Annotated in this window: 25 protein-coding genes; 17 read left to right on the top strand and 8 right to left on the bottom strand. The window is 71.8% G+C overall.

Features of this window, described 5'->3' with window-relative positions; genetic code table 11:
* The first annotated feature begins 18 nt into the window (after positions 1-18).
* A complete protein-coding gene (locus ACFYXC_RS32140) occupies positions 19-402 on the top strand; it encodes a DUF6479 family protein (protein WP_388910104.1) in 384 nt (127 codons plus the stop codon).
* Positions 403-431: 29 nt separating this feature from the next.
* Here the strand turns inward: ACFYXC_RS32140 and ACFYXC_RS32135 are convergent, their stop codons facing one another.
* Positions 432-983 (bottom strand): isochorismatase family cysteine hydrolase, encoded by a 552-nt coding sequence (locus ACFYXC_RS32135; RefSeq protein WP_389555585.1) that lies wholly within the window; start codon positions 981-983, stop codon positions 432-434.
* Between the two features lie 135 nt (positions 984-1118).
* Between ACFYXC_RS32135 and ACFYXC_RS32130 the strand changes: the two genes are divergently transcribed.
* Positions 1119-2084: an LLM class F420-dependent oxidoreductase gene (locus ACFYXC_RS32130; protein WP_388910111.1), complete on the top strand. Its 966-nt coding sequence runs from the start codon at positions 1119-1121 to the stop codon at positions 2082-2084.
* A 58-nt stretch (positions 2085-2142) separates the two neighbouring features.
* Positions 2143-2511, top strand: a complete 369-nt coding sequence (locus ACFYXC_RS32125) for a VOC family protein (RefSeq protein ID WP_389555583.1) — start codon at positions 2143-2145, stop codon at positions 2509-2511.
* A 131-nt stretch (positions 2512-2642) separates the two neighbouring features.
* Here the strand turns inward: ACFYXC_RS32125 and ACFYXC_RS32120 are convergent, their stop codons facing one another.
* On the bottom strand, positions 2643-3029 hold the full coding sequence (locus tag ACFYXC_RS32120) for a VOC family protein (protein ID WP_389555581.1): 387 nt from the start codon (positions 3027-3029) through the stop codon (positions 2643-2645).
* Between the two features lie 70 nt (positions 3030-3099).
* Here ACFYXC_RS32120 and ACFYXC_RS32115 point away from each other — a divergent pair, with 70 nt between their 5' ends.
* Positions 3100-3639 carry a GNAT family N-acetyltransferase gene (locus tag ACFYXC_RS32115; protein WP_389555579.1) on the top strand — a complete coding sequence of 180 codons (540 nt, stop codon included), beginning with the start codon at positions 3100-3102 and terminating at the stop codon, positions 3637-3639.
* 27 nt (positions 3640-3666) lie between these two features.
* Here the strand turns inward: ACFYXC_RS32115 and ACFYXC_RS32110 are convergent, their stop codons facing one another.
* A complete protein-coding gene (locus tag ACFYXC_RS32110; protein ID WP_388910123.1) occupies positions 3667-4350 on the bottom strand; it encodes a glycerophosphodiester phosphodiesterase in 684 nt (227 codons plus the stop codon).
* Between the two features lie 401 nt (positions 4351-4751).
* Between ACFYXC_RS32110 and ACFYXC_RS32105 the strand changes: the two genes are divergently transcribed.
* The 4 genes from ACFYXC_RS32105 (at position 4752) to ACFYXC_RS32090 (ending at position 8675) form a co-directional block, all read left to right on the top strand.
* Entirely contained in the window at positions 4752-6149 is a 1398-nt protein-coding gene (locus ACFYXC_RS32105; protein WP_389555578.1) for a DUF6421 family protein, read from the top strand.
* Between the two features lie 38 nt (positions 6150-6187).
* A complete protein-coding gene (locus ACFYXC_RS32100; protein WP_388910789.1) occupies positions 6188-6952 on the top strand; it encodes an SDR family NAD(P)-dependent oxidoreductase in 765 nt (254 codons plus the stop codon).
* A complete protein-coding gene (locus tag ACFYXC_RS32095; protein ID WP_388910128.1) occupies positions 6949-8019 on the top strand; it encodes a threonine aldolase family protein in 1071 nt (356 codons plus the stop codon). The genes ACFYXC_RS32100 and ACFYXC_RS32095 overlap by 4 nt, the downstream gene beginning before the upstream one ends.
* Positions 8020-8102: 83 nt before the next feature.
* On the top strand, positions 8103-8675 hold the full coding sequence (locus ACFYXC_RS32090; protein ID WP_389555576.1) for a transglutaminase domain-containing protein: 573 nt from the start codon (positions 8103-8105) through the stop codon (positions 8673-8675).
* A 31-nt stretch (positions 8676-8706) separates the two neighbouring features.
* Here the strand turns inward: ACFYXC_RS32090 and ACFYXC_RS32085 are convergent, their stop codons facing one another.
* Together ACFYXC_RS32085 and ACFYXC_RS32080 are read right to left on the bottom strand one after the other, a co-directional pair.
* Positions 8707-9435 (bottom strand): lysophospholipid acyltransferase family protein, encoded by a 729-nt coding sequence (locus ACFYXC_RS32085; RefSeq protein ID WP_388910133.1) that lies wholly within the window; start codon positions 9433-9435, stop codon positions 8707-8709.
* Between the two features lie 187 nt (positions 9436-9622).
* A complete protein-coding gene (locus tag ACFYXC_RS32080; RefSeq protein WP_389555574.1) occupies positions 9623-10039 on the bottom strand; it encodes a DUF4395 domain-containing protein in 417 nt (138 codons plus the stop codon).
* Positions 10040-10113: 74 nt separating this feature from the next.
* On the opposite strand from ACFYXC_RS32080, the gene ACFYXC_RS32075 reads away from it, so the two are divergent.
* The 4 genes from ACFYXC_RS32075 (at position 10114) to ACFYXC_RS32060 (ending at position 13333) form a co-directional block, all read left to right on the top strand.
* Positions 10114-10536 (top strand): TlpA family protein disulfide reductase, encoded by a 423-nt coding sequence (locus ACFYXC_RS32075; protein WP_389555572.1) that lies wholly within the window; start codon positions 10114-10116, stop codon positions 10534-10536.
* Between the two features lie 262 nt (positions 10537-10798).
* Positions 10799-11311 (top strand): flavin reductase family protein, encoded by a 513-nt coding sequence (locus tag ACFYXC_RS32070; protein ID WP_389555570.1) that lies wholly within the window; start codon positions 10799-10801, stop codon positions 11309-11311.
* 207 nt (positions 11312-11518) lie between these two features.
* Positions 11519-12304, top strand: coding sequence for an electron transfer flavoprotein subunit beta/FixA family protein (locus tag ACFYXC_RS32065; RefSeq protein WP_388910142.1), 786 nt, complete (start codon positions 11519-11521; stop codon positions 12302-12304).
* Positions 12305-12370: 66 nt separating this feature from the next.
* The gene (locus ACFYXC_RS32060; protein WP_389555568.1) at positions 12371-13333 is read left to right on the top strand and encodes an electron transfer flavoprotein subunit alpha/FixB family protein; all 963 of its coding nucleotides are present in this window, start codon (positions 12371-12373) and stop codon (positions 13331-13333) included.
* 116 nt (positions 13334-13449) lie between these two features.
* Here the strand turns inward: ACFYXC_RS32060 and ACFYXC_RS32055 are convergent, their stop codons facing one another.
* The gene (locus ACFYXC_RS32055; RefSeq protein ID WP_389555567.1) at positions 13450-14352 is read right to left on the bottom strand and encodes an endonuclease/exonuclease/phosphatase family protein; all 903 of its coding nucleotides are present in this window, start codon (positions 14350-14352) and stop codon (positions 13450-13452) included.
* A 300-nt stretch (positions 14353-14652) separates the two neighbouring features.
* Here ACFYXC_RS32055 and ACFYXC_RS32050 point away from each other — a divergent pair, with 300 nt between their 5' ends.
* On the top strand, positions 14653-15963 hold the full coding sequence (locus tag ACFYXC_RS32050) for a DUF6986 family protein (RefSeq protein WP_389555565.1): 1311 nt from the start codon (positions 14653-14655) through the stop codon (positions 15961-15963).
* A gap of 95 nt (positions 15964-16058) precedes the next feature.
* Complete coding sequence (locus tag ACFYXC_RS32045) at positions 16059-18038, top strand: serine/threonine-protein kinase (protein ID WP_389555563.1); 1980 nt, start codon at positions 16059-16061, stop codon at positions 18036-18038.
* On the opposite strand, the gene ACFYXC_RS32040 is transcribed toward ACFYXC_RS32045, so the two are convergent.
* Both ACFYXC_RS32040 and ACFYXC_RS32035 read right to left on the bottom strand, forming a co-directional pair.
* Positions 17984-18841, bottom strand: coding sequence for a hypothetical protein (locus ACFYXC_RS32040; RefSeq protein WP_389555561.1), 858 nt, complete (start codon positions 18839-18841; stop codon positions 17984-17986). The two genes, ACFYXC_RS32045 and ACFYXC_RS32040, sit on opposite strands and share 55 nt — an antisense overlap.
* A gap of 3 nt (positions 18842-18844) precedes the next feature.
* Positions 18845-19882, bottom strand: coding sequence for a LacI family DNA-binding transcriptional regulator (locus ACFYXC_RS32035; protein WP_388910160.1), 1038 nt, complete (start codon positions 19880-19882; stop codon positions 18845-18847).
* Positions 19883-20104: 222 nt separating this feature from the next.
* Between ACFYXC_RS32035 and ACFYXC_RS32030 the strand changes: the two genes are divergently transcribed.
* The 3 genes from ACFYXC_RS32030 (at position 20105) to ACFYXC_RS32020 (ending at position 23022) form a co-directional block, all read left to right on the top strand.
* On the top strand, positions 20105-21064 hold the full coding sequence (locus tag ACFYXC_RS32030; RefSeq protein WP_389555559.1) for an ROK family protein: 960 nt from the start codon (positions 20105-20107) through the stop codon (positions 21062-21064).
* A 563-nt stretch (positions 21065-21627) separates the two neighbouring features.
* Positions 21628-21825: a hypothetical protein gene (locus ACFYXC_RS32025; RefSeq protein ID WP_388910166.1), complete on the top strand. Its 198-nt coding sequence runs from the start codon at positions 21628-21630 to the stop codon at positions 21823-21825.
* 156 nt (positions 21826-21981) lie between these two features.
* A complete protein-coding gene (locus ACFYXC_RS32020; RefSeq protein ID WP_388910169.1) occupies positions 21982-23022 on the top strand; it encodes an NUDIX domain-containing protein in 1041 nt (346 codons plus the stop codon).
* Positions 23023-23032: the final 10 nt, after the last annotated feature.

Genomic DNA, 23032 nt, shown 5'->3' with positions numbered 1-23032 from the left:
AGCGGGTACTCACCTTCTATGGAGAACTTCGGCAGGGACGCAGTGGTCCCGCACGACGTCGTGGCCGGTTCGGAGCCCTTCGTCGTGGGACCCCTCGTGGTGGGACTTCTGGTCACGGCCATGCTGGTCACCGCGGTGTGGTGGGGCATGAGGGTGCGCAGCCGTGAGCCCGGCCCGCCGCGGCCCGAGGACCAGCCCCGCCTGCCCGCGACCGGCGCGGTCCACGAGGTCTCGGAGATGCGCGAGCCCGACGAGATGCCGCACGACGGCACCGTCCTGACCCCGCACGAGCTCCGGGCGCCGGGCAACATGTCCACGCGCCGCGCCAGGAACCAGAAGCGCCGCCAGTGGAACAGCAACAGCAGCGGCGGCTTCGGCAGCGGCGGCCTCGGCCACCACTGAGGACCTCCCGTCGCAACGGGCCCGCGGTGTCAGAGGCGTGCCGTCTCCGCCGTGCGGATCTCCGCCGACATGTTCCGCTCCATCATCCGCAGCGCCGCGTCCGCGAGGTCGGCGTGGATGTGGGCGACCGCGTCGGACGGAACGGTCACGCGCAGGTGCCGGATGTGCGCGTCGAGCGCGGAGTACAGCACGCACTGCTCCGTGAGCTGGCCGCACAGCACGACGTGGCCGACGCCCAACTGGTCCAGCAAGTAGTGCAACGGCGTCTCGAAGAAGATCGAGTGGCGCGCCTTCACGACGAACAGGGACTTGTCGTCGGGGCGTATCGGTTCGACGAGGTCGGCGTGCGGCCCCGCGAGCGCGGTCTCCAGCATCTCCCCGTGGTGCGAGCGCCACTCGCCGAAGTTGTCGTTGACGTAGATCACCGGGACGTCCTTCTCCCGGGCCCGCTCCAGAAGGCGGACGACCCCGGGCAGCGCCTTCCGGGCCGCCGGGAGCAGTTGTTCGGCGTCCTCGTGGTCGTACGTGCTGATCATGTCGATGACGATGAGCGCGGTGTTCTCGTTCCTTGGCTCGTCCATGGTGTTCGTGGTTCCGCTCTGGTGGGGGGATGCCGTGGTGACGAAAGGAGGTGACTGGATCGCCCGGGGGCGGGCACTCGGGTGCCGCGCACGGGGAGGACGTTTCGAGTACCCCCGACCGGCTACTAGGAACATATGGTGCAAATCGGATACACGATGATGACTGAGCAGGCCGGACCCCGTGAGCTCGTGCAGCACGTGGTGGCCGCCGAGAAGGCCGGCTTCGACTTCTCGGTCACCTCCGACCACTACTTCCCCTGGCTGACGGAGCAGGGACACGCGCCGTACGCGTGGAGCGTCCTCGGCGCCGCCGCGCAGGCCACCTCCACCATTCCCCTCATGACGTACGTGACCTGTCCGACGACCCGTTACCACCCGGCGGTCGTCGCCCAGAAGGCCGCCACCGTGCAACTGCTGGCCGAGGGCCGTTTCCGGCTCGGGCTCGGATCGGGGGAGAACCTCAACGAGCACGTGGTGGGCGGCGGCTGGCCGGCCGCGCACGTACGCCTCGAGATGCTGGAAGAGGCCATCGAGATCATCCGCGCGCTGTTCGAGGGCAAGAACGTGAACCACCACGGCCCGCACTTCGACGTGGAGAACGCCCGGCTCTTCGACCTGCCGGACGAGCCGCCCGCCATCGGCGTCGCCGTCTCCGGCGAACGGTCCTGCGCGCTCGCCGGCCGGCTGGCCGACCTGGTGATCGCCACCGAGCCGAAGGCCGAACTGATCGACTCCTTCGACCGGCACGGCGGCAGCGGCAAGCCCCGGGTGGGCCAGCTGCCCATCTGCTTCGACACCGACAAGGACGCCGCGGTGGCGCGGGCGCACGAGCAGTTCCGCTGGTCGCTCGGCGGCTGGCCGGTCAACTCCGAACTGCCCGGCCCGGCGAGCTTCGACACGGCCACGCAGTACGTCCGCCCCGAGGACGTCGCGCAGGGCATCCCGTGCGGTGACGACGTCGACGCCGTCGTCGAGGCCGTCCGTCCCTACGTCGACGCCGGCTTCACCGAGGTCGCCCTGGTCCAGATCGGCGGTGACCAGCAGTTCCCCTTCCTGGACTGGGCCGAGAAGAAGCTGCTGCCCGCGCTGAGGAACCTGTAGGTCGACGACCGGCGAGCTCCTGGGGCAGCACCCAGGGGCTCGGAGCGAAGGGATCAGCATGGCCATCGCCACATACTGCCTCGTAGCGCTCGACTGCCCGGACCCGCCCGCCCTGGCGGAGTTCTACGCGGCCATCCTGGGCGGCGAGGTGAAGCGGGACAGTGACGACTGGTACGACCTGCACGCGCCCGGCGGGCACCGCATCTCCTTCCAGCGGGCTCCGGGCCACCGGCCGCCGGACTGGCCGAGCGCCGACGGCTCCCAGCAGCTCCACCTGGACTTCACCGTGCCGGACATCGAAGCGGCCGAGAGCCAGGTGCTCGCCCTGGGCGCCACCCCGCTCGACCTGGACGACAAGGACGGCAGCCGGGGCTTCCGGGTCTACGCGGATCCGGCCGGCCACCCGTTCTGCCTCGTCACCGGCTGAGGGACCGGGACCGGAGCCCGCGAGCCCGGAGCTTGCCGGCCCGGAGCCCGCGAGTGCGGAGACCGCCGGCGCCGTGCCCGTGAGCCCGGGCCTCGTCGTCCGGGGTGTTCGGGAGCGGTGCCGCGGGCCGCTCAGGGGCGGTACCGCAGGGGGTGGTCCGACGGCACCTCCACCACCGCGATCTGCGTCCCGTCCGGATCCGCGAGCCACATCTCGACGAGTCCCCACGGCTCCTCGACCGGTGGCCGCAGCACCTCGACACCGGCGGTCACGAGTTCCTCGTACGCCGCCGTCACGTCGGCCACCTGGAGCCACAGCCTGACGGCGGGGGAGGGCGGCTCCCCGGAACGGCCCGAGACCTCCAGGAAGCCGCCGCCGAGGAAGTAGACCGTGCCGCGCTCGGGCCCGGTGCCGAACTCGCGGTAGACGGGCAGCCCCAGCTTCTCGCCGTAGAAGACGCGGGAACGCTCGGGGTCGGTGGGGCGGAGCAAGGTCCGGCTGCTCAATACGTGCACCATGCGCCCCGAGCCTAACGGGAGGGTTACGCTCATCGGTGCCCGAGCCGCGCCGAGATCGGAGAACCGCTCCATGCACACCGTCCCCGACGGACTGACCTTCCGTGACGCCGTCGACGCCGACGTGGACGCCCTCGTCACCCTGATCGAGTCGGCCTACCGCGGGGAGTCGAGCCGAGCCGGCTGGACCACCGAGGCGGACCTCCTGCACGGGCAGCGGACGGACCCGGAGGGTGTCCTCGCGGTCATCGAGTCGCCCGACAGCCGCCTGCTGACCGTCGAGCGCGACGGCACGGTCATCGCGTGCTGCCAGCTCGAACACCGCGGTACGTACGCCCACTTCGGGATGTTCGCGGTCAGCCCCGGACTCCAGGGGGCCGGTCTCGGCAAGGTGATCATCGCCGAGGCGGAGCGGCTGGCCCGTGCCACCTGGGGCAGCACGGAGATGCGCATGACCGTGATCTCCGCGCGCGAGGAGCTCATCGCCTGGTACGAGCGGCGCGGCTACCGCCGTACGGGAGAGATGACTCCCTTCCCGTACGGCGACGAGCGGTTCGGCCTTCCGCAGCGCGACGGCCTTCAGTTCGAGCTCCTGGTCAAGCCACTCGCATAATCGTTACGCCGCCGGTCGCGGGGCCGGCTACGCCGTGAAGCGGCCGGTGCGCTTGATCTCCGGGTAGTCGGTGGTCGCGCCGTCCAGTTCCAGTGCGCGCACCAGACGCAGATGGTCCTGGGTGTTCACGACCCAGCCGATGATCCGCAGGTCCGCCTTGCGGGCCCGCTCGACGACCTCCAGGGTCAGCCGCCGGATGTTCAGGACGAGGCTCGTGGCGCCCACCGCGGTCGCCCGCTCGACGACGTCGGTGCCGTAGCGGCTGGCGACCAGCGCCGTGCGGACACCCGGCACGAGCCGGGCGACCTCGGCGATCGCCTCGTCGTGGAAGGACAGGACCTCGACCCGGCCGACCAGGTCGCGCCGGTTCATGACCTCGGCCAGCGCCCGGGCCGCGGCCACGTCCTTGATCTCGGCCTGGAGCGGAGCCGTGACGGCGTCCAGGACCTCCTCGAACACCGGGACGCGCTCGCCGCGTCCCGCGTCCAGCGTCCGCAGCTCCGCGAGGGTCTTCTCGGCGATCGGCCCGGAGCCGTCGGTCGTACGGTCCACGTCGGCGTCGTGCATGACGACGAGCGCGCCGTCCTTGCTGAGGTGCAGATCCAGCTCGATCAGGTCGAGGCCCGCCTGCTGGGCGGCGGTGAAGGAACGGAGGGTGTTCTCGGGTTCGACACCCATGATCCCGCGATGACCGATGGTGAGGAAGTTCAAGGGGTGACTCCGCTTCCGTCGACGGCGGCTCTGCTGCCGCGCACGGCGGTCCCGTGCCCACGCGGCAAGGCCGCAGCCTAATGGTCCCGCCGGAGCCCGGACCCGCTGCGGTGGCGGGGAATCGCCCCTTCCCGCCGGGGGCAGAGGCCCTGCCGCACCCTTTCCGCCTCACTCCCGCGTGGGCGAGTCCCCGGCGGGTTGACAGGCGCGCCGCACAGGCCCGCCCGAACACCGGCACGTACCCGGCGGACGGCGGAAGTATTCGCCCTCAGAGTGTCCCGCAGGAAAAACAGCGGTGAAGGTGCGGCAGGGCAGGATAATCTATCGATACTCGACTTGTGGGGAGGAGTCTCGGACACATACGGTGTCCATACGCGAGGTTCTCCCGTGGAGGATGGGTCATGACGGAAATTCTTGTGCAGGTGGGTGCGGAGGAGCGGATTCCTCCCCGGAGCAGGGTGGTGAGCCACCCGGCCTGGCCCGTGCTCAAGGATGCCGTGGAGCGGATCCGGCCATGGCAGTCCAAGGACGGGTCGATCGACTTCGACGCCGAGAGCGCCCCCGACCCGGCCGACGTCGACCTGGCCGTGCGCCATGTCATGGACGCCGTCCAGGAACTGTCGCCGCTCGTCCCGCACGACGCCGAGTACCACACGGCACTCGTCAAGGACCTGCACCGCTGGGCCGACGGCGGCTTCCGGGTGCCCGACTTCCTCGACTCGCTGCTGGCCTTCCAGCCCGCGGCGCACCGCGAGGACGGCCTGGAGCACCTGGTCCTCTTCCCCATGTACACGCAGAACGGCAACCCGGACCGCAACTTCGAGGCGGTCGTCCTGCGCATGGTCTGGCCCGACTGGCTGGCCGAGCTGGAGCGCACCCGCTACGACAACCCGCTGTTCTGCGGGATCACCTTCGAGGACTTCACGGCGGGTTACGACACCAACTCGGCCGTCCTCTTCCCGGAGACCATCGCCGTGCGCGAGGCCCCGGAGCGGTTCAGCTGGGGCGGCATCTTCTGCGACCGCGAGGCCGCCCGCTTCCGCAGGGTCACCGCGGCCGCCGTCGACACGCTCGGCCTCGAACTGCCCGACGACATCCGCGAGATGGTCGGCGACCAGGCGCGCTGCGAGCAGGCGTTCGTCCTGTGGGACATGGTCCACGACCGCACCCACAGCCACGGCGACCTGCCCTTCGACCCCTTCATGATCAAGCAGCGTCAGCCGTTCTGGATGTACGGCCTGGAGGAGCTGCGCTGCGACCTCACCGCCTTCAAGGAGGCCGTGCGACTGGAGGCCGACGGCTTCCCGCAGGGCCGGGACGTACAGTACGCGGTGCTGTTCGACCGGATGTTCCGCTTCCCCGTGACCGGTGACCGCGTCCGCAACTACGACGGACTCGGCGGGCAGCTGCTCTTCGCCTACCTGCACAAGCACGACGTGGTCCGCTGGACCGACAACAAGCTGTTCATCGACTGGCAGCGGGCCCCGCAGGTCACCAACCAGCTGTGCGCCGAGATCGAGAAGCTGTACCGCGACGGCATCGACCGTCCGAAACTGGTCCACTGGTTCGCCGCGTACGACCTGGTGTCCCAGTACCTCGCCCCGCACCCCGGTTCCCGCTGGGCCAAGGGTCCCGACGCCCTCGATCTGACGCTGCCGCCGCGGAAACTGGTGGACGACGTGCTTCCGGACGAGTTTCCCCTGAGCATGTTCTATGAGGCGCTCTCCAAGAAGCTGAAGAACGTGATCGCCTCCACCAGGGGGATCACCGCTGCGAGTGCCGAGCGGGTGGCCGCGTGAGCGACCGCGTCCAGAACACTGCTCAGGAGGCGAGGACCATGGTGAACGGCAACGGCGGAACACTGGGCGGCGCGGTCATCGCGGTGGCCGGCGCGGGCGGACCCCTGGGCCGGGCGACCCTGCTGCGGCTCGCCGAGGCGGGCGCCGTGGTCGTCGGCAGCGACAACGACCCGGAGCGGCTGGCCGAGGCCGTGGACGCGGCCCGCTACGCCCACGGCGGCGCCACCGTCGTCGGCGACACGGTCGATCTGTTCGACCGCGACTCGGCCAGGGACTGGGCCGGCCGCGTCGAGAAGGACTTCGGGCGCGTCGACGGCCTGGTCCATCTCGTCGGCGGCTGGCGCGGCAGCGAGACCTTCACCAAGACGAGTCTCGACGACTGGGACCTCCTGGAGATGCTGCTCGTCCGCACCGTGCAGCACACCTCCCTCGCCTTCCACGAGGCGCTGCAGCGCAGCGACCGCGGCCGGTACGTCCTGATCAGTGCCGCGGGCGCCGGCAAGCCCACCGCGGGCAACGCGGCGTACGCGGCCGCCAAGGCCGCCGCCGAGGCGTGGACGCTCGCCATGGCCGACTACTTCCGCAAGGCGGGGAAGTCCGAGGGGGCCGACGGGCCGACGTCCGCCGCCACCATTCTGGTCGTGAAGGCGCTGGTGCACGACGCGATGCGCGCCGAGCGCCCGAACGCCAAGTTCGCGGGCTTCACCGACGTCAAGGACCTGGCCGAGGCCATCGCCGGAGTCTGGGAGCAGCCCGCCGCCGAAGTGAACGGAAAGCGTCTGTGGCAGACCGAGAAGCCGTGAACCCACCGAAGACCGACGCCCGGCGGCGGCACGACCCGCAGGTGCGCGGCTTCGCCAGCGACAACTACGCGGGCGCCCACCCCGAGGTGCTCGCCGCCCTGGCCCTCGCCAACGGCGGCCACCAGATCGCGTACGGCGAGGACGACTACACCGGCCACCTCCAGCAGGTGATGCGAGGGCACTTCGGCGCGAGCGCCGAGGCGTTCCCCGTCTTCAACGGCACGGGTGCCAACGTCGTGGCCCTGCAGGCGCTCACCGACCGCTGGGGCGCGGTGATCTGCGCGGAGAGCGCGCACATCCACGTCGACGAGGGCGGCGCCCCCGAGCGGATGGGCGGGCTCAAACTGCTCACGGTGCCCACGCCCGACGGCAAGCTCACGCCCGAGCTGATCGACCGGCAGGCGTACGGCTGGGACGACGAGCACCGGGCCATGCCGCAGGTCGTGTCGATCACCCAGAACACCGAACTGGGCACCGTCTACACGCCGGACGAGGTCCGCGCGATCTGCGACCACGCCCACCGGCACGGTATGAAGGTGCACCTCGACGGGGCCCGGATAGCCAATGCGGCCGCCTCGCTGGACGTGCCGATGCGCGCGTTCACCAACGCGGCGGGCGTGGACGTCCTGTCCTTCGGCGGAACGAAGAACGGCGCGCTGTTCGGTGAGGCCGTCGTCGTCCTGAACAGGGACGCCGTCAGCCACATGAAGCACCTGCGCAAGCTGTCGATGCAGCTCGCCTCCAAGATGCGCTTCGTGTCCGTGCAGTTGGAGGCACTGCTCGCCAAGGACCTGTGGCTGCGCAACGCCCGCCACGCCAACGAGATGGCCCAGCGCCTCGCCGAGGGGGCGCGCGCGGTGCACGGCGTCGAGATCCTGCACGCCGTGCAGGCCAACGCGGTCTTCGCCCGACTGCCCCACGACGTGAGCGAGCGCCTGCAGGAGCGCTACCGCTTCTACTTCTGGGACGAGGCGGCGGGAGACGTCCGCTGGATGTGCTCCTTCGACACCACCGAGGACGACGTCGACGGCTTCGTGGCGGCGCTCAAGGAGGAGATGGCGCGCTAGCGTCCCGATGTCCACTGCATAGATATACGGCTACACGAAAAGTCATTGACTGACGGGTGGTCGTATTTCTATGCTCTGCGGGCATGGAGCTGATCCAGAACACCCCCGACCTGTCCGCCTATCTGGCCGCCGACGAGGTCATCGACCATCATCATCCGGTGGTGCGTGACACGGCCGCGCAGCTGGCGAGCCAGTCCGCCGACTCGTATGCCTATGCGCAGGCCGCGTTCGAATTCGTGCGGGACACCATCGCGCACTCCCAGGACTCCGGCGACCTCCGCGTCACCTGGCGCGCCTCCGACGTGCTGGAGCAGGGCACCGGCATCTGTCACGCCAAAGCCCATGCCCTGGCCGCCCTGCTGCGGGCCGAGGACATCCCCACCGCGTTCTGCTACCAGCAGTTCGACGTGGTGCACGGGCTGGTCGCCGTCCGGTTCGACGGCGCCTGGCACCGGCAGGACCCCCGGGGCAACAAGCCGGGCGTGGACGCCCGGTTCTCGCTCGACGGCGAACGGCTGGCCTCCACGCCCGACCCGCGCTCCGGTGAGCTCGACTGCCCGGTGCTGTACGCGAAACCGCATCCGGCCGTACTGGACGCCCTCAGGACCGCCACCGACCGGCCGCACCTGTGGGAGCTTCTCCCCACCGCGCTCTGAGCCGCTCCCGGGTGGCGCCCCGGTCGGCGGGTCAGCGGGCCTCCGCGGCCTTCACCTCTTCGGGAGTGGGGGCCGTGCCGCCGAGGTGCGCCGGCATCCACCACGTGTCGTCCGGACCCTTGGGGCGTACGGGGTAGGCGCGCTGGGCGGCCTCCAGGAGCTCCTGGACGCGCTCGCGCACCTGCCGGGTGATCGCACCCGCGTACTTGTCGGGGGACGGCTCGATCGCCTCGCCGACGCGGATGGTGACCGGGGTGTGGCTGCGCTTGAAGTTGCGCGGGTGGTCCTTCGTCCACAGCCGCTGCGTACCCCACAGGGCCATCGGGATCAGCGGGACGCCCGCCTCCTGGGCCAAGCGGGCGGCGCCCGACTTGAAGCTCTTCAGCGTGAAGGACTGGGAGATCGTGGCCTCGGGGAAGACGCCGACGATCTCGCCCGAGCGCAGCGAGTCCAGCGCGTGCGCGTAGGCCGTCTCGCCCTGCTTGCGGTCCACCGGGATGTGCTTCATGTTGCGCATCAGCGGGCCGGAGACCTTGTGCCGGAACACCGACTCCTTCGCCATGAAGCGGACGAGGCGCTTCTGCGGCAGAGCGGCGAGGCCGTCGAAGATGAAGTCGAGATAGCTGATGTGATTGCTCACCAGCACGGCACCGCCCGTGCGGGGGATGTTCTCCGATCCCTTGAGGTCGATCTTCAGGTCCCAAACCTTGAACAGCGTCTGGGCGAGACCGATGACGGGACGGTAAACAAGCTCAGCCATGAACGGCGTGGACCCTTCTCTGCCGTGCCTGGGAAGGGGGCTCCCGGCGGGAACTTACGCTGCCGTAGGTTTACGGCATTGCGCAGATCGTGCCCGAAGAACGGACGAGTGACCAGTCCTGGTGCCGCAGATTTGCGAGATCCTCGTCACGTGACCCCTTGATCCACCTCGGCGTTTTACGTTCCCATTACTCCGCGCGAACCGTCACTCGCCGTACGAGCAGGTACATCTCGCAGCCGAGGCAGTACCCGAACGCGGCGTTGAGGAACGCCGCCGCGAGTGCCGCCGCGGTGGCCGCCGTCCCCAGCCACCCGGGACCCATCGCGTAGCCGACGAGACCCACCACCGCGAACGCGAGGCCGACCGCCTGCGCGAACCGCGGCGGCTCGGGTGCCTCGAACTCCTTCGGCGGCCCGATCCGCGGCCGGACCACCCGGCGGAACACCCAGCCGTACGGGGAGCGCCCCACTCCCCCCGCCGCGCCCAGCGCGAACGCCAGCGTCTGCCAGGCCAGCAGCCAGACGTTGCCGGTGATGAGTACGGCCGCCAGCACCACGGCCGTCACGGCCGCGCCGAGACGCGGCCCCCTTGCGTCGATGTCCATGAAGCAAGCATTCCGCATGGAGAACCTTCCGGGCGCCGGGAATCTTTGCAGTCCCGTGAACGCTGAAGCCACCGATGACCGGACTGGTGGTGTGCGTGGTGGTGCTCGCGGCGGCCAGCGCCTTCGGAGTGCTGAACCGACGTCGGAGCGGGAGAGTCAGAGTGCGCGGACGGGACGGCGGAAAGCGGCTCGGCGCCGCCGAACTGGGCGAGGACCTCGGCGAGCGGGCCACCCTCGTCCAGTTCTCCAGTGCCTTCTGCGCACCCTGCAGGGCGACCCGCAGGGTGCTCGGCGAGGTGGCCGCCCTGGTCCCGGGCGTGCGGCATGTCGAGATCGACGCCGAGGACCGGCTCGCCCTCGTCCGTGAACTGGACATCCTCAAGACGCCGACCGTGCTCGTGCTCGACGCCGAGGGCGCCATCGTGCGCCGTGCCGCCGGACAGCCGCGCAAGGCGGACGTGATCGCCGCGCTGGGCGAGGCGGTCGGACCCCACTGACCGATCACCGACCGATCAGGCCGGAGGCCACCGGTGACGCTGCTCCCAGATACCGGCACGTACTTGACTGCGTCAGCCACCTATCGTCAGCCTGACCGTATGCCCATGGAACCCCCTCCTTCTGAGCTCTTTGAGCCCTCCCGGCTCTGCGAGCGTGAACGCACGCGCGCCACGGCGGACGCCGGCGGTGCGAACGGGCGCTGTCCGGGCCGCTGAGCAGCCCAGGCCCCCGTCCCCGTGTTCCGCGCAGAAGGACCCCTCCATGACGGCCACGCCCGATCTCCGTACCGCCCGACCCGCCTCCCCGGACCTGCTCCGCTCCGTCTTCCGGCAGCACGCGGCCGGTGTCGCCGTGATCACGGCACGGGGTGACGACGGTCCGGTCGGCTTCACCGCCACCTCGCTCGCCTCCGTCTCCGCCGAGCCGCCGATGATCTCCTTCGGCGTGGGCACCGGCGCTTCCTGCTGGCCGGTGATCTCCCGGACGGAGCACGTGGGCGTCCATGTGCTCGCCGAGCGGCAGCACGAGCTGGCCGCCACCTTCGCGCGCAGCGGCGCCGACCGTTTCGCCGAACCCACCCGCTGGCGGGAGGGGCCCGAAGGGATTCCCGTACTCGACGGCGTCCTCGCCTGGCTCGTGTGCCGGATCGTCACCCGGGTCCCGGCGGGGGATCACCGCGTCGTGCTGGCCGAGGTGGTGCTGGGGGATCCCGCCGGCGGCGGGGGGCCTCCACTCCTGTACCACCAGGGGCAGTTCACCGGCCTGAGGGAATGACGGGTCGGGTTCCGGTTACGCTGCGTTGCGAAGGTCACAGTTCAAAGCGCTTGCTTAGCGGGAACCACTGCGGGAGCGTGTAAGTGCGTACTGGCGAGTAATATTCGCTCGGAGCGCGGGTGGCCCCCACCGGGAACGGCCGCTTCGGGCGCCTATGCTGCCCGTAGGCAGGCAGCCCAGAAAAGACGATGCAGTAGGAGAGCCGGCGTGAGCTTGAGGATCGTTGTCACTGTGAAGTACGTGCCCGACGCCACCGGCGACCGGCACTTCGCCGAGGACCTGACCGTCGACCGTGACGACGTGGACGGCCTGCTGTCGGAGCTCGACGAGTACGCGGTCGAGCAGGCGCTGCAGATCGCCGACGAAGCGGACGACGCGGAGATCACCGTCCTGACCGTCGGTCCGGAGGACGCCAAGGACGCCCTGCGCAAGGCGCTGTCCATGGGTGCCGACAAGGCCATCCACGTCGAGGACGACGACCTGCACGGCACCGACGCCATCGGCACGTCGCTGGTGCTGGCCAAGGCCGTCGAGAAGGCGGGCTACGACCTCGTCATCTCCGGCATGGCCTCCACCGACGGCACCATGGGCATCGTGCCCGCGCTGCTGGCCGAGCGCCTGGGCGTCCCCCAGGTCACGCTGCTCTCCGAGGTCTCCGTGGCCGACGGCGTCGTGAAGGGCCGCCGTGACGGCGACAGCGCCTCCGAGCAGCTCGAGGCCGCGCTGCCGGCCGTCGTGTCGGTCACCGACCAGTCGGGTGAGGCGCGCTACCCGTCCTTCAAGGGCATCATGGCCGCCAAGAAGAAGCCGGTCGAGTCCTGGGACCTGTCCGACCTGGACCTGGAGGCGGACGAGGTCGGCCTCGAGGGTTCCTGGACCAAGGTCGACTCCGCTGCCGAGCGTCCGGCGCGCACCGCGGGCACGATCGTCAAGGACGAGGGCGAGGGCGGCAAGCAGCTCGCGGAGTTCCTCGCGGGCCAGAAGTTCATCTAGGACGCGAGCCCTCCGCAGGCTCCCTGATCGCCCCTCATCTTTCGCAAGCAGGAGAGAAGAAGTCCCATGGCTGAAGTTCTCGTCTACGTCGACCACGTGGACGGCGCCGTCCGCAAGCCCACCCTGGAGCTCCTGACGCTGGCCCGCCGCATCGGCGAGCCCGTCGCCGTCGCGCTGGGCAACGGCGCCGCGGACACCGCCGCCACGCTCGCCGAGCACGGCGCGGTCAAGGTCCTCACGCACGAGGCCGCCGAGTACGCCGACTACCTCGTCGTACCGAAGGTGGACGCGCTGCAGGCCGCCGTCGAGGCCGTCTCCCCGGCCGCCGTGCTCGTCCCCTCGTCCGCCGAGGCCAAGGAGATCGCCGCGCGTCTCGCGCTGCGCATCGGCTCCGGCATCATCACGGACGCCGTCGACCTGGAGGCCGGCGACGAGGGCCCGGTGGCCACCCAGTCGGTGTTCGCCGCCTCCTACACCACCAGGACCCGGGTCTCCAAGGGCACCCCGGTCATCACGGTCAAGCCGAACTCGGCCGCCGTGGAGGCCGCCCCGGCCGCGGGCAGCGTCGAGGCGCTGTCCGTCACCTTCTCGGACAAGGCGACCGGCACCAAGGTCACCGCCCGTACCGAGCGCGAGTCGACGGGCCGCCCGGAGCTGACCGAGGCCGCGATCGTGGTCTCCGGCGGCCGTGGCGTCAACGGCGCCGAGAACTTCTCGATCATCGAGGCCCTCGCCGACTCCCTCGGCGCGGCCGTCGGCGCCTCGCGTGCCGCGGTGGACGCCGGCTGGTACCCGCACACCAACCAGGTCGGTCAGACCGGCAAGAGCGTGTCCCCGCAGCTGTACGTCGCCTCCGGCATCTCCGGCGCGATCCAGCACCGCGCCGGCATGCAGACCTCGAAGACGATCGTGGCCGTCAACAAGGACGCCGAGGCCCCGATCTTCGACCTGGTCGACTACGGCGTGGTCGGCGACCTCTTCGAGGTCGTCCCGCAGCTCACCGAGGAGATCAAGACCCGCAAGGGCTGAGCGTCCTCCCGCGCGCCGCACGTCCGGGGCCCCGGTGACCGTCACGGTCACCGGGGCCCCGCGCGTCTCGCCCTTAACGCCTTCAGGCCGTCGGCCCGCCGTCGAGAGCCATGCCCTCACGCGAGGGTCAGGGACGCCTGGACGGGCAGGTGGTCGCTCGGGAACTGGCCGTCCACGGAGAAGGTGTTGATCGCCGCCCGGTGCGTGCGCACGCCGGGCGAGGTCAGGATCCAGTCGATGCGGTCGCCGTCCGGGACCAGGGGCCGGTAGCCGTGGAACGTGGCGTACAGGCTGCTCCGTTCGGCCGCCGTCTCCCAGGTGTCGACGAGTCCGGCACCCAGCATCGTGTCGTAGACCGGGTTCCTGTGGGCGGCCACGTTGAAGTCGCCGGTCACCACCAGGGGCAGCGAGCGGTCGAGCCGGGTGATCCGCTCGGCGATGAGGGCCGCGGCACGCGCGCGTGCGTTCTGGCTGGCGTTGTCCAGGTGGGTGTTCAGGACGTAGAACTCCCGCTGCCCGTCGCGCAGATCACGGAAGCGGACCCAGGTCACCATCCGGATGGACCCGCCTCCCCAGGTGTTCGAGCCGATCACGTCCGGGGTGTCCGAGAGCCAGAAGTGGTCGTACTCCACCGGGGCGAGTCTGCGGGTGTCGTAGAAGACCGCCATGAACTCGTCCCGGCTGCCGCCCGCACGGCCGGTGCCGATCCAGTCGTGGTGTCCGCCGAGGTCCGTCGCGATGTCCCGCACCTGCTGGTAGAGGCCCTCCTGGGTGCCGATGACGTGGAGCCGCTCGCGGCGCAGCAGCTCACGGGTGACGGGACGGCGGACGGCCCAGCTGTGGGGTTCGGCGGTGCTCGCGTACCGCAGGTTGAACGACATGACCTCCAGGTGGCCACGGCGGTCCGCCGCCGAGGCGGATGAGCTGGAGAGCGCTGTGCCGGACAGGGGCAGGGCGACCGCGGCGCTGAGCGCGGTCTTGAGACCCAGGCGGCGCGTGACTCGGCTGTGCTGGGGCACGGGATGCTCCTTCGGTGGCGGACGCGGTTCCGCGGCGGATGCCGGTCGAGTCGTGCGCCTCGCAGTCTCGAAGTTGGGCGTGAACATGTCGAGATGCCGGGATGGACCCGGGGGGAAGTCCGCGCGTGGTCCGGGAAGTCCGCCGCGCGGCGAGGACGAGGGTGTTGACCACCGGAAGGGTCGCGGATAACTTCGTTCAACAGATTGTTGATTCCGTCGGGCGGAAGGCAAGCGGGTCCAACGGGTACAGCGGGCGCAGCGGTGCAACGCGTGCATGCAGGTACAACAGGAAGGCGTGGCATGGGTCAGGGTCAGGGTCGGCAGGAGAAGGTGACGACGAGCCTCGCGGACACCGTCGGCGAGGAGATCAGTGCCTCCCTCGCCCCGGTCGACGCCGAGTTGGAGCGCCGCTACCCCGGAGACCCCGGAACCCGCCAGCCCGTCCACACGGTGTACGTCCCCGCCGACGCCTTCGCCGCCGGCACCATCCGCTCCTGGGGCGACCAGGCCCTCGCCGCCCTCGACCGGCACGCGCCCGACGCCGCCTCCTTCGCCGCCGTCCTCGATCTCGCCGACGACCTCGCGGAGCCCGTGTACGACCGCGTACGCGCCAAACTGGAGCGCGAGCCGGTCGAAGACCTGCGCGTCGACTTCGAGGACGGCTACGGACCCCGACCCGACGCCGAGGAGGACCAGGCGGCCGCCCGGGCGGCCCGGCTGATCGCGCAGGCGTACCGGGACGGCACGGCGGCCCCGTACATGGGCATCCGGATGAAGTGCATGGAGGCCGCGGTCCGCGAGCGGGGCATCCGCACGCTCGACATCTTCCTCACCGGGCTGATGGAGGCCGGCGGGCTGCCCGGCGGGCTGGTGCTGACCCTGCCGAAGGTGACGTACGCGCAGCAGGTCACCGCGATGGTTCGTCTCCTGGAGGAGTTCGAGAGGACCCACGGCCTGGCGGACGGCCGGATCGGGTTCGAGATCCAGATCGAGACCAGCCAGGCCGTCCTCGCCTCCGACGGCACGGCGACCGTGGCCCGCATGATCCAGGCCGCCGGGGGCCGCGCCACCGGACTGCACTACGGGACCTTCGACTACAGCGCCTGCCTCGGTGTCTCCGCCGCCCACCAGTCGAGCGACCACCCGGCCGCCGACCACGCCAAGGCGATCATGCAGGTGGCCGCCGCCGGTACCGGGGTGCGGGTGTCGGACGGCTCCACCAACGTGCTGCCGGTCGGCCCGACGCCCAAGGTCCACGACGCGTGGCGGCTGCACCACGGGCTCACCCGCCGAGCCCTCGCCCGGGCCTACTACCAGGGCTGGGACATGCACCCCGGGCACCTCCCGACCCGGTACGCGGCCGTCTTCGGCTTCTACCGCGAGGGGTTCGAGCAGACCGCGGCACGGCTCGTCGCGTACGCCAACCGCACCGGCGGCGACGTGATGGACGAACCGGCCACCGCCAAGGCACTCAGCGGCCATCTGCTGCGCGGCCTGGACTGCGGGGCCCTCGACATCGCGGAGGTGGCCAGGGCGACCGGGCTCACGCGCGCCGACCTGGAGGGCTTCGCGGTGCCCAGGCGCGGTGACCTGACCGTCTCCGCCAAGTAGCGGCCTCGTCACAGCTGTTGCCCGCGGCCCCTGCCGTCACCCGCGCCCCGTAGTCTTGGCGGACTTCATCGGCGTGTCACAGGAACGGGGCAGCGGTGTCTGCGGGGGAGAACGAGCGGCCGGGAGAGCGCGACCGGCCCGGCAGGACGGAACAGCCGGACGGTGTCGGGCGGCTCCTCGCCGGACGCTACCGCGTCGTGGCCCCACTGGGGCGGGGCGGGATGGGTGTCGTCTGGCGCGCCCGCGACGAGGTGCTCGGCCGCGAGGTGGCCGTCAAGGAACTGCGTACCTTCACGGACGCGAACGCGCCCGAACTGGCCGGCCTGGGGCTGCGCATGCAGCGCGAGGCACGCGCGGCGGCCAGGGTGCGCCACCCCGGCGTCGTCGCCGTGCACGACGTGGCCGAGATCGACGGCCGCCCGCTGATCGTGATGGAACTCGTCGACGGACCGTCCCTGGATGACGTCCTGCGCGAACGCGGCACCCTCGACGCCCGCGAGGCCGCCGGGATCGGCGCGAAGGTGATGGACGCGCTCGCCGCGGCCCACCGGGCGGGCGTCCTGCACCGTGACGTGAAGCCGGGCAACATCCTGCTCGACCGCTCCGGCCGGGTCGTCCTCACGGACTTCGGCATCGCCACGATGGAGGACCCGGGCGACGGCTCCACCACGCACCTCACGCGCAGCGGCGAACTGGTGGGCTCACTCGACTACTTGGCACCCGAGCGCGCCCAGGGGCACCAGCCGGGTCCCGCGTCCGACATCTGGGCCCTGGGCGCCACGCTGTACGCGGCCGTCGAGGGGTCCTCGCCCTTTCGCCGCACGTCCACATGGTCCACGCTCACGGCGATCGTCGCCGAAGAGCTGCCCGAACCGCGGCGCGCCGGGCCGCTCGGTCCCGTGCTGCGGCAACTGATGCACAAACGGCCCGAGTCCCGGCCGGAGGCCGGCCGGGCGCGGCTGCTGCTGGAGGCGGTCGCCGAGGGGGCCGACCTGGCCGACCAGGACTCCGCGACCCGTGGTCTGAGGGCGCCCGCGCGCCCGGCACGGGACACGACCGAACGCGCCGTGCCGGTGGTCCCGCCGGGCTTCGGCCCGCCGCCGCAGCAGGGCGCCGGCGGTGCGGCCGGGAGCGGGGCGTGGCCCGGCAGTCACGAGGCGTCCCGTCCCGGGCCGGGCCACCCGGGATCCGGTACGCCGCACGGGAGCGCGTCCGCCACCGCGGCAGCCGGGACCCCGGCACCCTCGACGACACCGGGCGCCCCGGCCGGTTCGTTCGACCCCTCCGGCGCGGGCGGACCGTCCGGGCCCGGCAGCCCGCCCGGCTCGATGGGCTTCGGCCCCGCGCAGCCCGTGCCGGGAGCGCCCGCGTCGGGTACGCCGGGCGAGCCGGCTCCGGGTGCGTCCGCCACGTCCCGGCGGCGCAGGACCCGCGTCCTGCTCGCCGCGGCGGCCCTCACCGTCGTGCTGGTGACGACCGGCGTCACCCTCGCCGTCCTGGAGAACTCCGACGACTCCGCACGCGCCGCCGGCCCCGGATCCTCCCGGGGCGCGGACACGGCGGCCTCTCCCGGTGCCACCCGCGGCTCGGTCGACCTGACGGACGACACCCGGCCCAGGGAACAGGGCGACAAGGGGAAATCCCCCTCCCCGACCGGTAAACCGGACGCCACGGGGGACGCCGAACAGACGGACGAGGCTCCTGCCCCCTCGCCCGAAGCCACCGGGGGTGGTACGCCGGAGGGGGGTTCGGACGGCGGCACGACGGGCGGAGGGGACGCGTCCAGCCCCGCACCGGTCTGCCATGCCATCGGCGGCGGCAAGTACAACTGCCAGGTCTGGAGGACCGCGTCGTCCTACACCGCCGCGGGAGCCCGGGCGGGCACCCTCAACTCCGGCACCAACTATTTCTACTGCCAGCAGGACCTGGGGCGCCGGGAGAGCCACGGCCGGTGGACGAACACCTGGTGGGCGAAGACGGACGACGACAGCGGCAACAGCGGCGTCTACGTCAGCGACGTCTACATCCAGGGCGGCGACAACGACTCGCCGGTGCCGGGGCTGCCCGTCTGCTGACCGCCGAAGGACGCGGCCGGCCCGGCCCCGTGTACGTACTTCTCGAGGCCGGAAGCCGTCGCGCGCCCCTCCACGGCGAAGAGCCGGGTCCCCTCGGCGCAGAGCCCGGGATCGCCCCGGGCCCGGGAGCAGAACTCCTCCGGCGTGGACCCGAACACCTCCCGCAGCCGCGGTGACTCGGCGAGCAGCCGGGAGAGCAGTTCCCGCTGCCCGCACTGCGCGCGCGGGGTCCCGGTGCCGTCGTGCAGGACACCGTGGCGGTTCACGTAGAGGTGGACGCCGTCGAGCGGCTCGCCCCACTCCGGCTCGACGCGGAACCCGTCGGCCGGCAACGTCACACGGTCGTACGCACCCGACGGCCGCGTGACTCCCTCGCTCGCGTCGACCGCGGCCAGCTGTGCCGGGTCCAGCCAGGTGAGGAACAGCTCCCGGGTGTGCCCGGGGGCACGGAACGGCGACGCGGACACGTACCCCATGGCACTGACGTGCGCCGACACACCGATCCGCAGTCCCGTGACGCGTGCCTTCACCAGCGGGATCGGGGACGACAGCTCGTACTGCCGCATCTTGTGCCGCAGTTGCGCGGGCGAGGCGTTGGAACCGACCGCGAGGACGGGGACCCGGCCCGGGAACGTCCGGCGGGTCAGGGGCAGCAGCCGGTCACCGTCGAGGAGTCCCGACTCCTCGGGCCAGGCACCGGGATAGACCAGGGGACGGTCGCGCGGCGCCACGTCCAGACCGAGGCCCTCAAGGGTGGGGTGGACGGCGGCGGGGTGGTGGGGAGTGTCGTCCGCGGGCGCCATGTATCAGGCGGCGGGCGGCAGTTCGCCCGAGCCGCGGGTGATCAGACGGGTAGGGAGTTCGATGCGTTCGGGCAGGACGAGGGAGCCGTCGAGCTGGCGGAAGAGGCGGTCGGCGGCGGTGCGGCCGAGCTGGGCGGCGTCCTGGGCGACGACGGTCACGCCGGGCTGGAGGAGGTCGGCGAGTTCGATGTCGTCGAAGCCGACCAGGGCGACCGGCCGGGCGCGCTCGGTGATGACACGGACGACCGTGACCGTCACGCGGTTGTTGCCCGCGAAGACGGCGGTCACCGGGGAGGGGCCGGAGAGCATGCTCTCGGCCGCCCGGCGGACCCGCTGCGGATCGGTGACGCCGAGGGACATCCAGGCGTCCTCCACCGCGATGCCGGCCTCCTGCATGGCGGTGCGGTAGCCGCGCAGCCGCTCGGCCGCGGTGTGGATGCGGGGCATGTCCCCGATGAACCCGATCCGGCGGTGGCCGTGCGCGATGAGGTGGGCGACACCGTCGCGCGCACCGCCGAAGCTGTCGGAGAGCACGACGTCCGCGTCGATCTGACCGGCGGGACGGTCCACGAACACCGTGGCGACGCCCGCCTTTATCTCGGGCTCCAGATAACGGTGGTCGTCACCGGCGGGGATGACGACCAGTCCGTCGACGCGGCGTGCGCACAGCGCCAGCACCAGCTCCTGTTCACGCTCCGGGTCCTCGGCGCTCGAACCGTTGATCAACAGGGCGCCGTGGGCGCGGGCCACCTCTTCCACCGCCCGGCTCAGCGGACCGTAGAACGGGTCCGCCAGGTCCTCCAGGACGAGACCGATGCTCGCGGTGCGGCCCTTGCGGAGCACGCGGGCGCTGTCGTTGCGCCGGAAGCCCAGCGCGTCGATCGCCTCCTGCACCCGGCGCTCGGTGTCCGGGGTGACTCCGGCCTCCCCGTTGACTACACGCGATACCGTCTTCAGGCCGACCCCGGCACGTGCGGCGACGTCCTTCATGGTCGGACGGTTGCCGTAGCGGCTCTCGGTTCGGCGGGCGGTCTCGGCCACGATGCGCTGTCCTGTCCTTGTAGTCCATGGGGCTGCGTCGGTCCTGATGGACCGGATGGGCACCCGGATCGGGATGTGGCGTCGAGCATAGAGCCTGGACAACGTTGTCAGATGCGGGAGAGACTGTCCATCGCATTCTCCGGCCCGCCCACCCCCACCGTGCGACCGGCCCTGCCCTTTCCTCATGGTCCCACCGGGATCCGATCGGGAGAACTGACACTGATGCACACCGACCTCGTGGCCGCGCTCGACATCGGCGGCACCAAGATCGCCGGAGCGCTGGTGGACGGCCACGGCCGGATCCTGCTGCGCGCCCAGCGGCCGACGCCGGCGCAGGAGCACGGCGACATCGTCATGCGGGCCGTCGAGGCCGTGCTCGGCGAGCTGACCGCCTCCCCGCTGTGGAGCAGGGCCGCGGCGGTCGGCATCGGCAGCGCCGGCCCCGTGGACGCCTCGGCGGGCACCGTGAGTCCGGTGAACGTCGCCGGCTGGCGCGCGTACCCCCTCGTGGAGCGGGTCCGCGCGGTGACGGACGGCCTGCCCGTCGAGCTGATCGGCGACGGTGTGGCGATCACGGCGGCCGAGCACTGGCAGGGTGCGGCCCGCGGCCACGACAACGCGCTCTGCATGGTCGTCTCGACGGGTGTCGGCGGCGGTCTGGTCCTCGGCGGGAAGCTGCACCCCGGGCCGACCGGCAACTCGGGTCACATCGGCCACATCAGCGTCGACCTCGACGGTGACCTGTGCCCGTGCGGGTCGCGCGGCTGCGTGGAGCGCATCGCCAGCGGCCCGAACATCGCGCGCCGCGCGATCGAGGGCGGCTGGCAGCCGGGTCCCGAGGGTGACACCTCGGCCGCGGCCGTGGCGGCCGCCGCCCGTGCGGGCGACCCGGTCGCGACGGCCTCCTTCGAGCGGGCCGCGCAGGCCCTGGCGGCGGGCATCGCGGCGACCGCGACCCTGGTGGAGATCGACATCGCGGTGATCGGCGGGGGAGTGGGCAAGGCGGGCGAGGTCCTGTTCGCCCCGCTGCGGGCGGCCCTGCGCACCTACGCCACGCTGTCGTTCGTCCAGCGCCTCACGGTGACCCCCGCCCAGATGGGCACGGACGCCGGCCTGGTGGGCGCCGCAGCCGCCGCCCTCCCCCGCAGCCAGCACCCGCACGCGGCCGGCGTCCCCGGCTGACACCCCGCGCCCCCAGGGCCGCGAGGACCGGCGCGCTCGGCCACATCGGACCCGCACATGGTGGAGGCCGTGCGCACCGCGGCCCTCGGGGGCGCGGGGAACGGCGCGCTCGGCGACAACGGACCCGCACGTGCCAGAGGTCGCGCGCACCGCGCCTCTCGGGGGCGCGGGGAACGGCGCGCTCGGCCACAACGGACCCGCACGTGGCGGAGGCTGTGCGCACCGCGGCCTTCAGGGGCGCGGGGATCGGCGCGCTCAGCCGCAGCGAACCCGCACCCGACAACACGCCGGCCACCCGGGCAGGGGCGCGGGGAACAGCGCGCTCGGCCACAACGGACCCGCACGTGGCGGAGGCTGTGCGCACCGCGGTCTTCGGGGGCGCGGGGATCGGCGCGCTTGGCCGCAGCGAACCCGCACGGGACACACGCCGCCGCCCCCCCCGGCGGGGGCGAGGGCGCGAGGAGCGGCGCGCCGGGCCGCGACGAACCGCACCCACCCACACACCCCACGCTTCCCCCGCGCAACGACCGTGACCCAAAACCGCGTAGACAGTTGAACCGAGCATGAAGAAGCGCAGCATGCTCGCCATCGCGTCCCTCGCCACCGGCTTCGTGGTGGCGGCCGTCACCCCGTCCCACTCCCTGGACGCCGAGGCCCTCCACAACCTCGACCTCCAGGACACCCTCACCACCGTCGAGCACACGGTCAGCGAAGGCAGTCTGGCCATGGGCGAGGACGACCCCTCGGAGCAGGAGAGCTGACCGGCCCGCCCCTTCCGCTCCGCCCCCGAGCCCGGCCCCGCAAGAGGCCGGGCTCTCCCGCGTGTTCGGCCGGTCGAACGCGACCTCATCAGGATCTGGTTTCCGTGGCAGGGTGGAGCGGGCAAGCCTCAGGGGGCCAACAGCAGAGGGGGAACCGTGATCGTCTGGATCAACGGTGCGTTCGGTGCGGGGAAGACGACGACCGCGCGGGAACTGATCGACCTGATCCCGAACAGCACACTCTTCGACCCCGAGCTCATCGGCGCCGGGCTGGCGCACCTGCTGCCCGCCAAGCACCTCGCCGAGGTCGGCGACTTCCAGGACCTGCCGATATGGCGGCGGCTCGTGGTCGACACGGCCGCCGCGATGCTCTCGGAACTCGGCGGCGTGCTCGTGGTTCCCATGACCCTGCTCCGCCAGGACTACCGCGACGAGATCTTCGGCGGCCTAGCCTCCCGCAGGATCGCGGTACGCCATGTGCTCCTCGCCCCGGCGGAAACGATCCTGCGCCAGCGCATAGGCGACCGGGAGCTCCCACCCGACCTCCCCGACGCGGAGATACGGGTGCGCCAGTGGTCGTACGACCACATCGAGCCCTACCGCGCCGCCCTCGCCGACTGGCTCACCGCGGACGCCCACCCCGTCGACAACGGCACGCTCTCCCCGTACGAGACCGCCGTACGCGTCGCCGAGGCCGTGCACAGCGGATCCGTTCCGGTCTGCGACATCGTGCAGACCCCCGAGCCCACCTCGGAGACCGTCGCGGCGGGTGTACTCCTCTTCGACGAGCAGGACCGGGTGCTGCTCGTCGACCCGACGTACAAGGCCGGCTGGGAGTTTCCCGGCGGCGTCGTCGAGTCCGGCGAGGCACCCGCGCGCGCGGGCATCCGCGAGGTGGCCGAGGAGACCGGCATCCGGCTGACCGACGTACCCCACCTGCTGGTCGTCGACTGGGAACCTCCGGTACCCCCCGGCTACGGCGGCCTGCGCCTCCTCTACGACGGTGGCAGGCTCGACAGCGGAGCGGCCGAGGGGATGCTGCTGCCGGGCCCCGAACTGCGCGACTGGCGCTTCGTCACCGAGGAGGAGGCCGCCGCCCTCCTCCCGCCCGTCCGCTACGAACGTCTGCGCTGGGCGCTGCGCGCCCGGGAGCGGGGCGCGGCGCTCTACCTGGAGGCAGGGGTGCCGAAGGGCTAGGAGGTCTCTT

Origin of the sequence: Streptomyces sp. NPDC002701, assembly GCF_042889045.1 — a bacterium.
GTDB lineage: Bacteria > Actinomycetota > Actinomycetes > Streptomycetales > Streptomycetaceae > Streptomyces.
The sequence above is the reverse complement of the archived record's forward strand: the minus strand, read 5'-3'. Positions and strand labels throughout refer to the sequence as shown.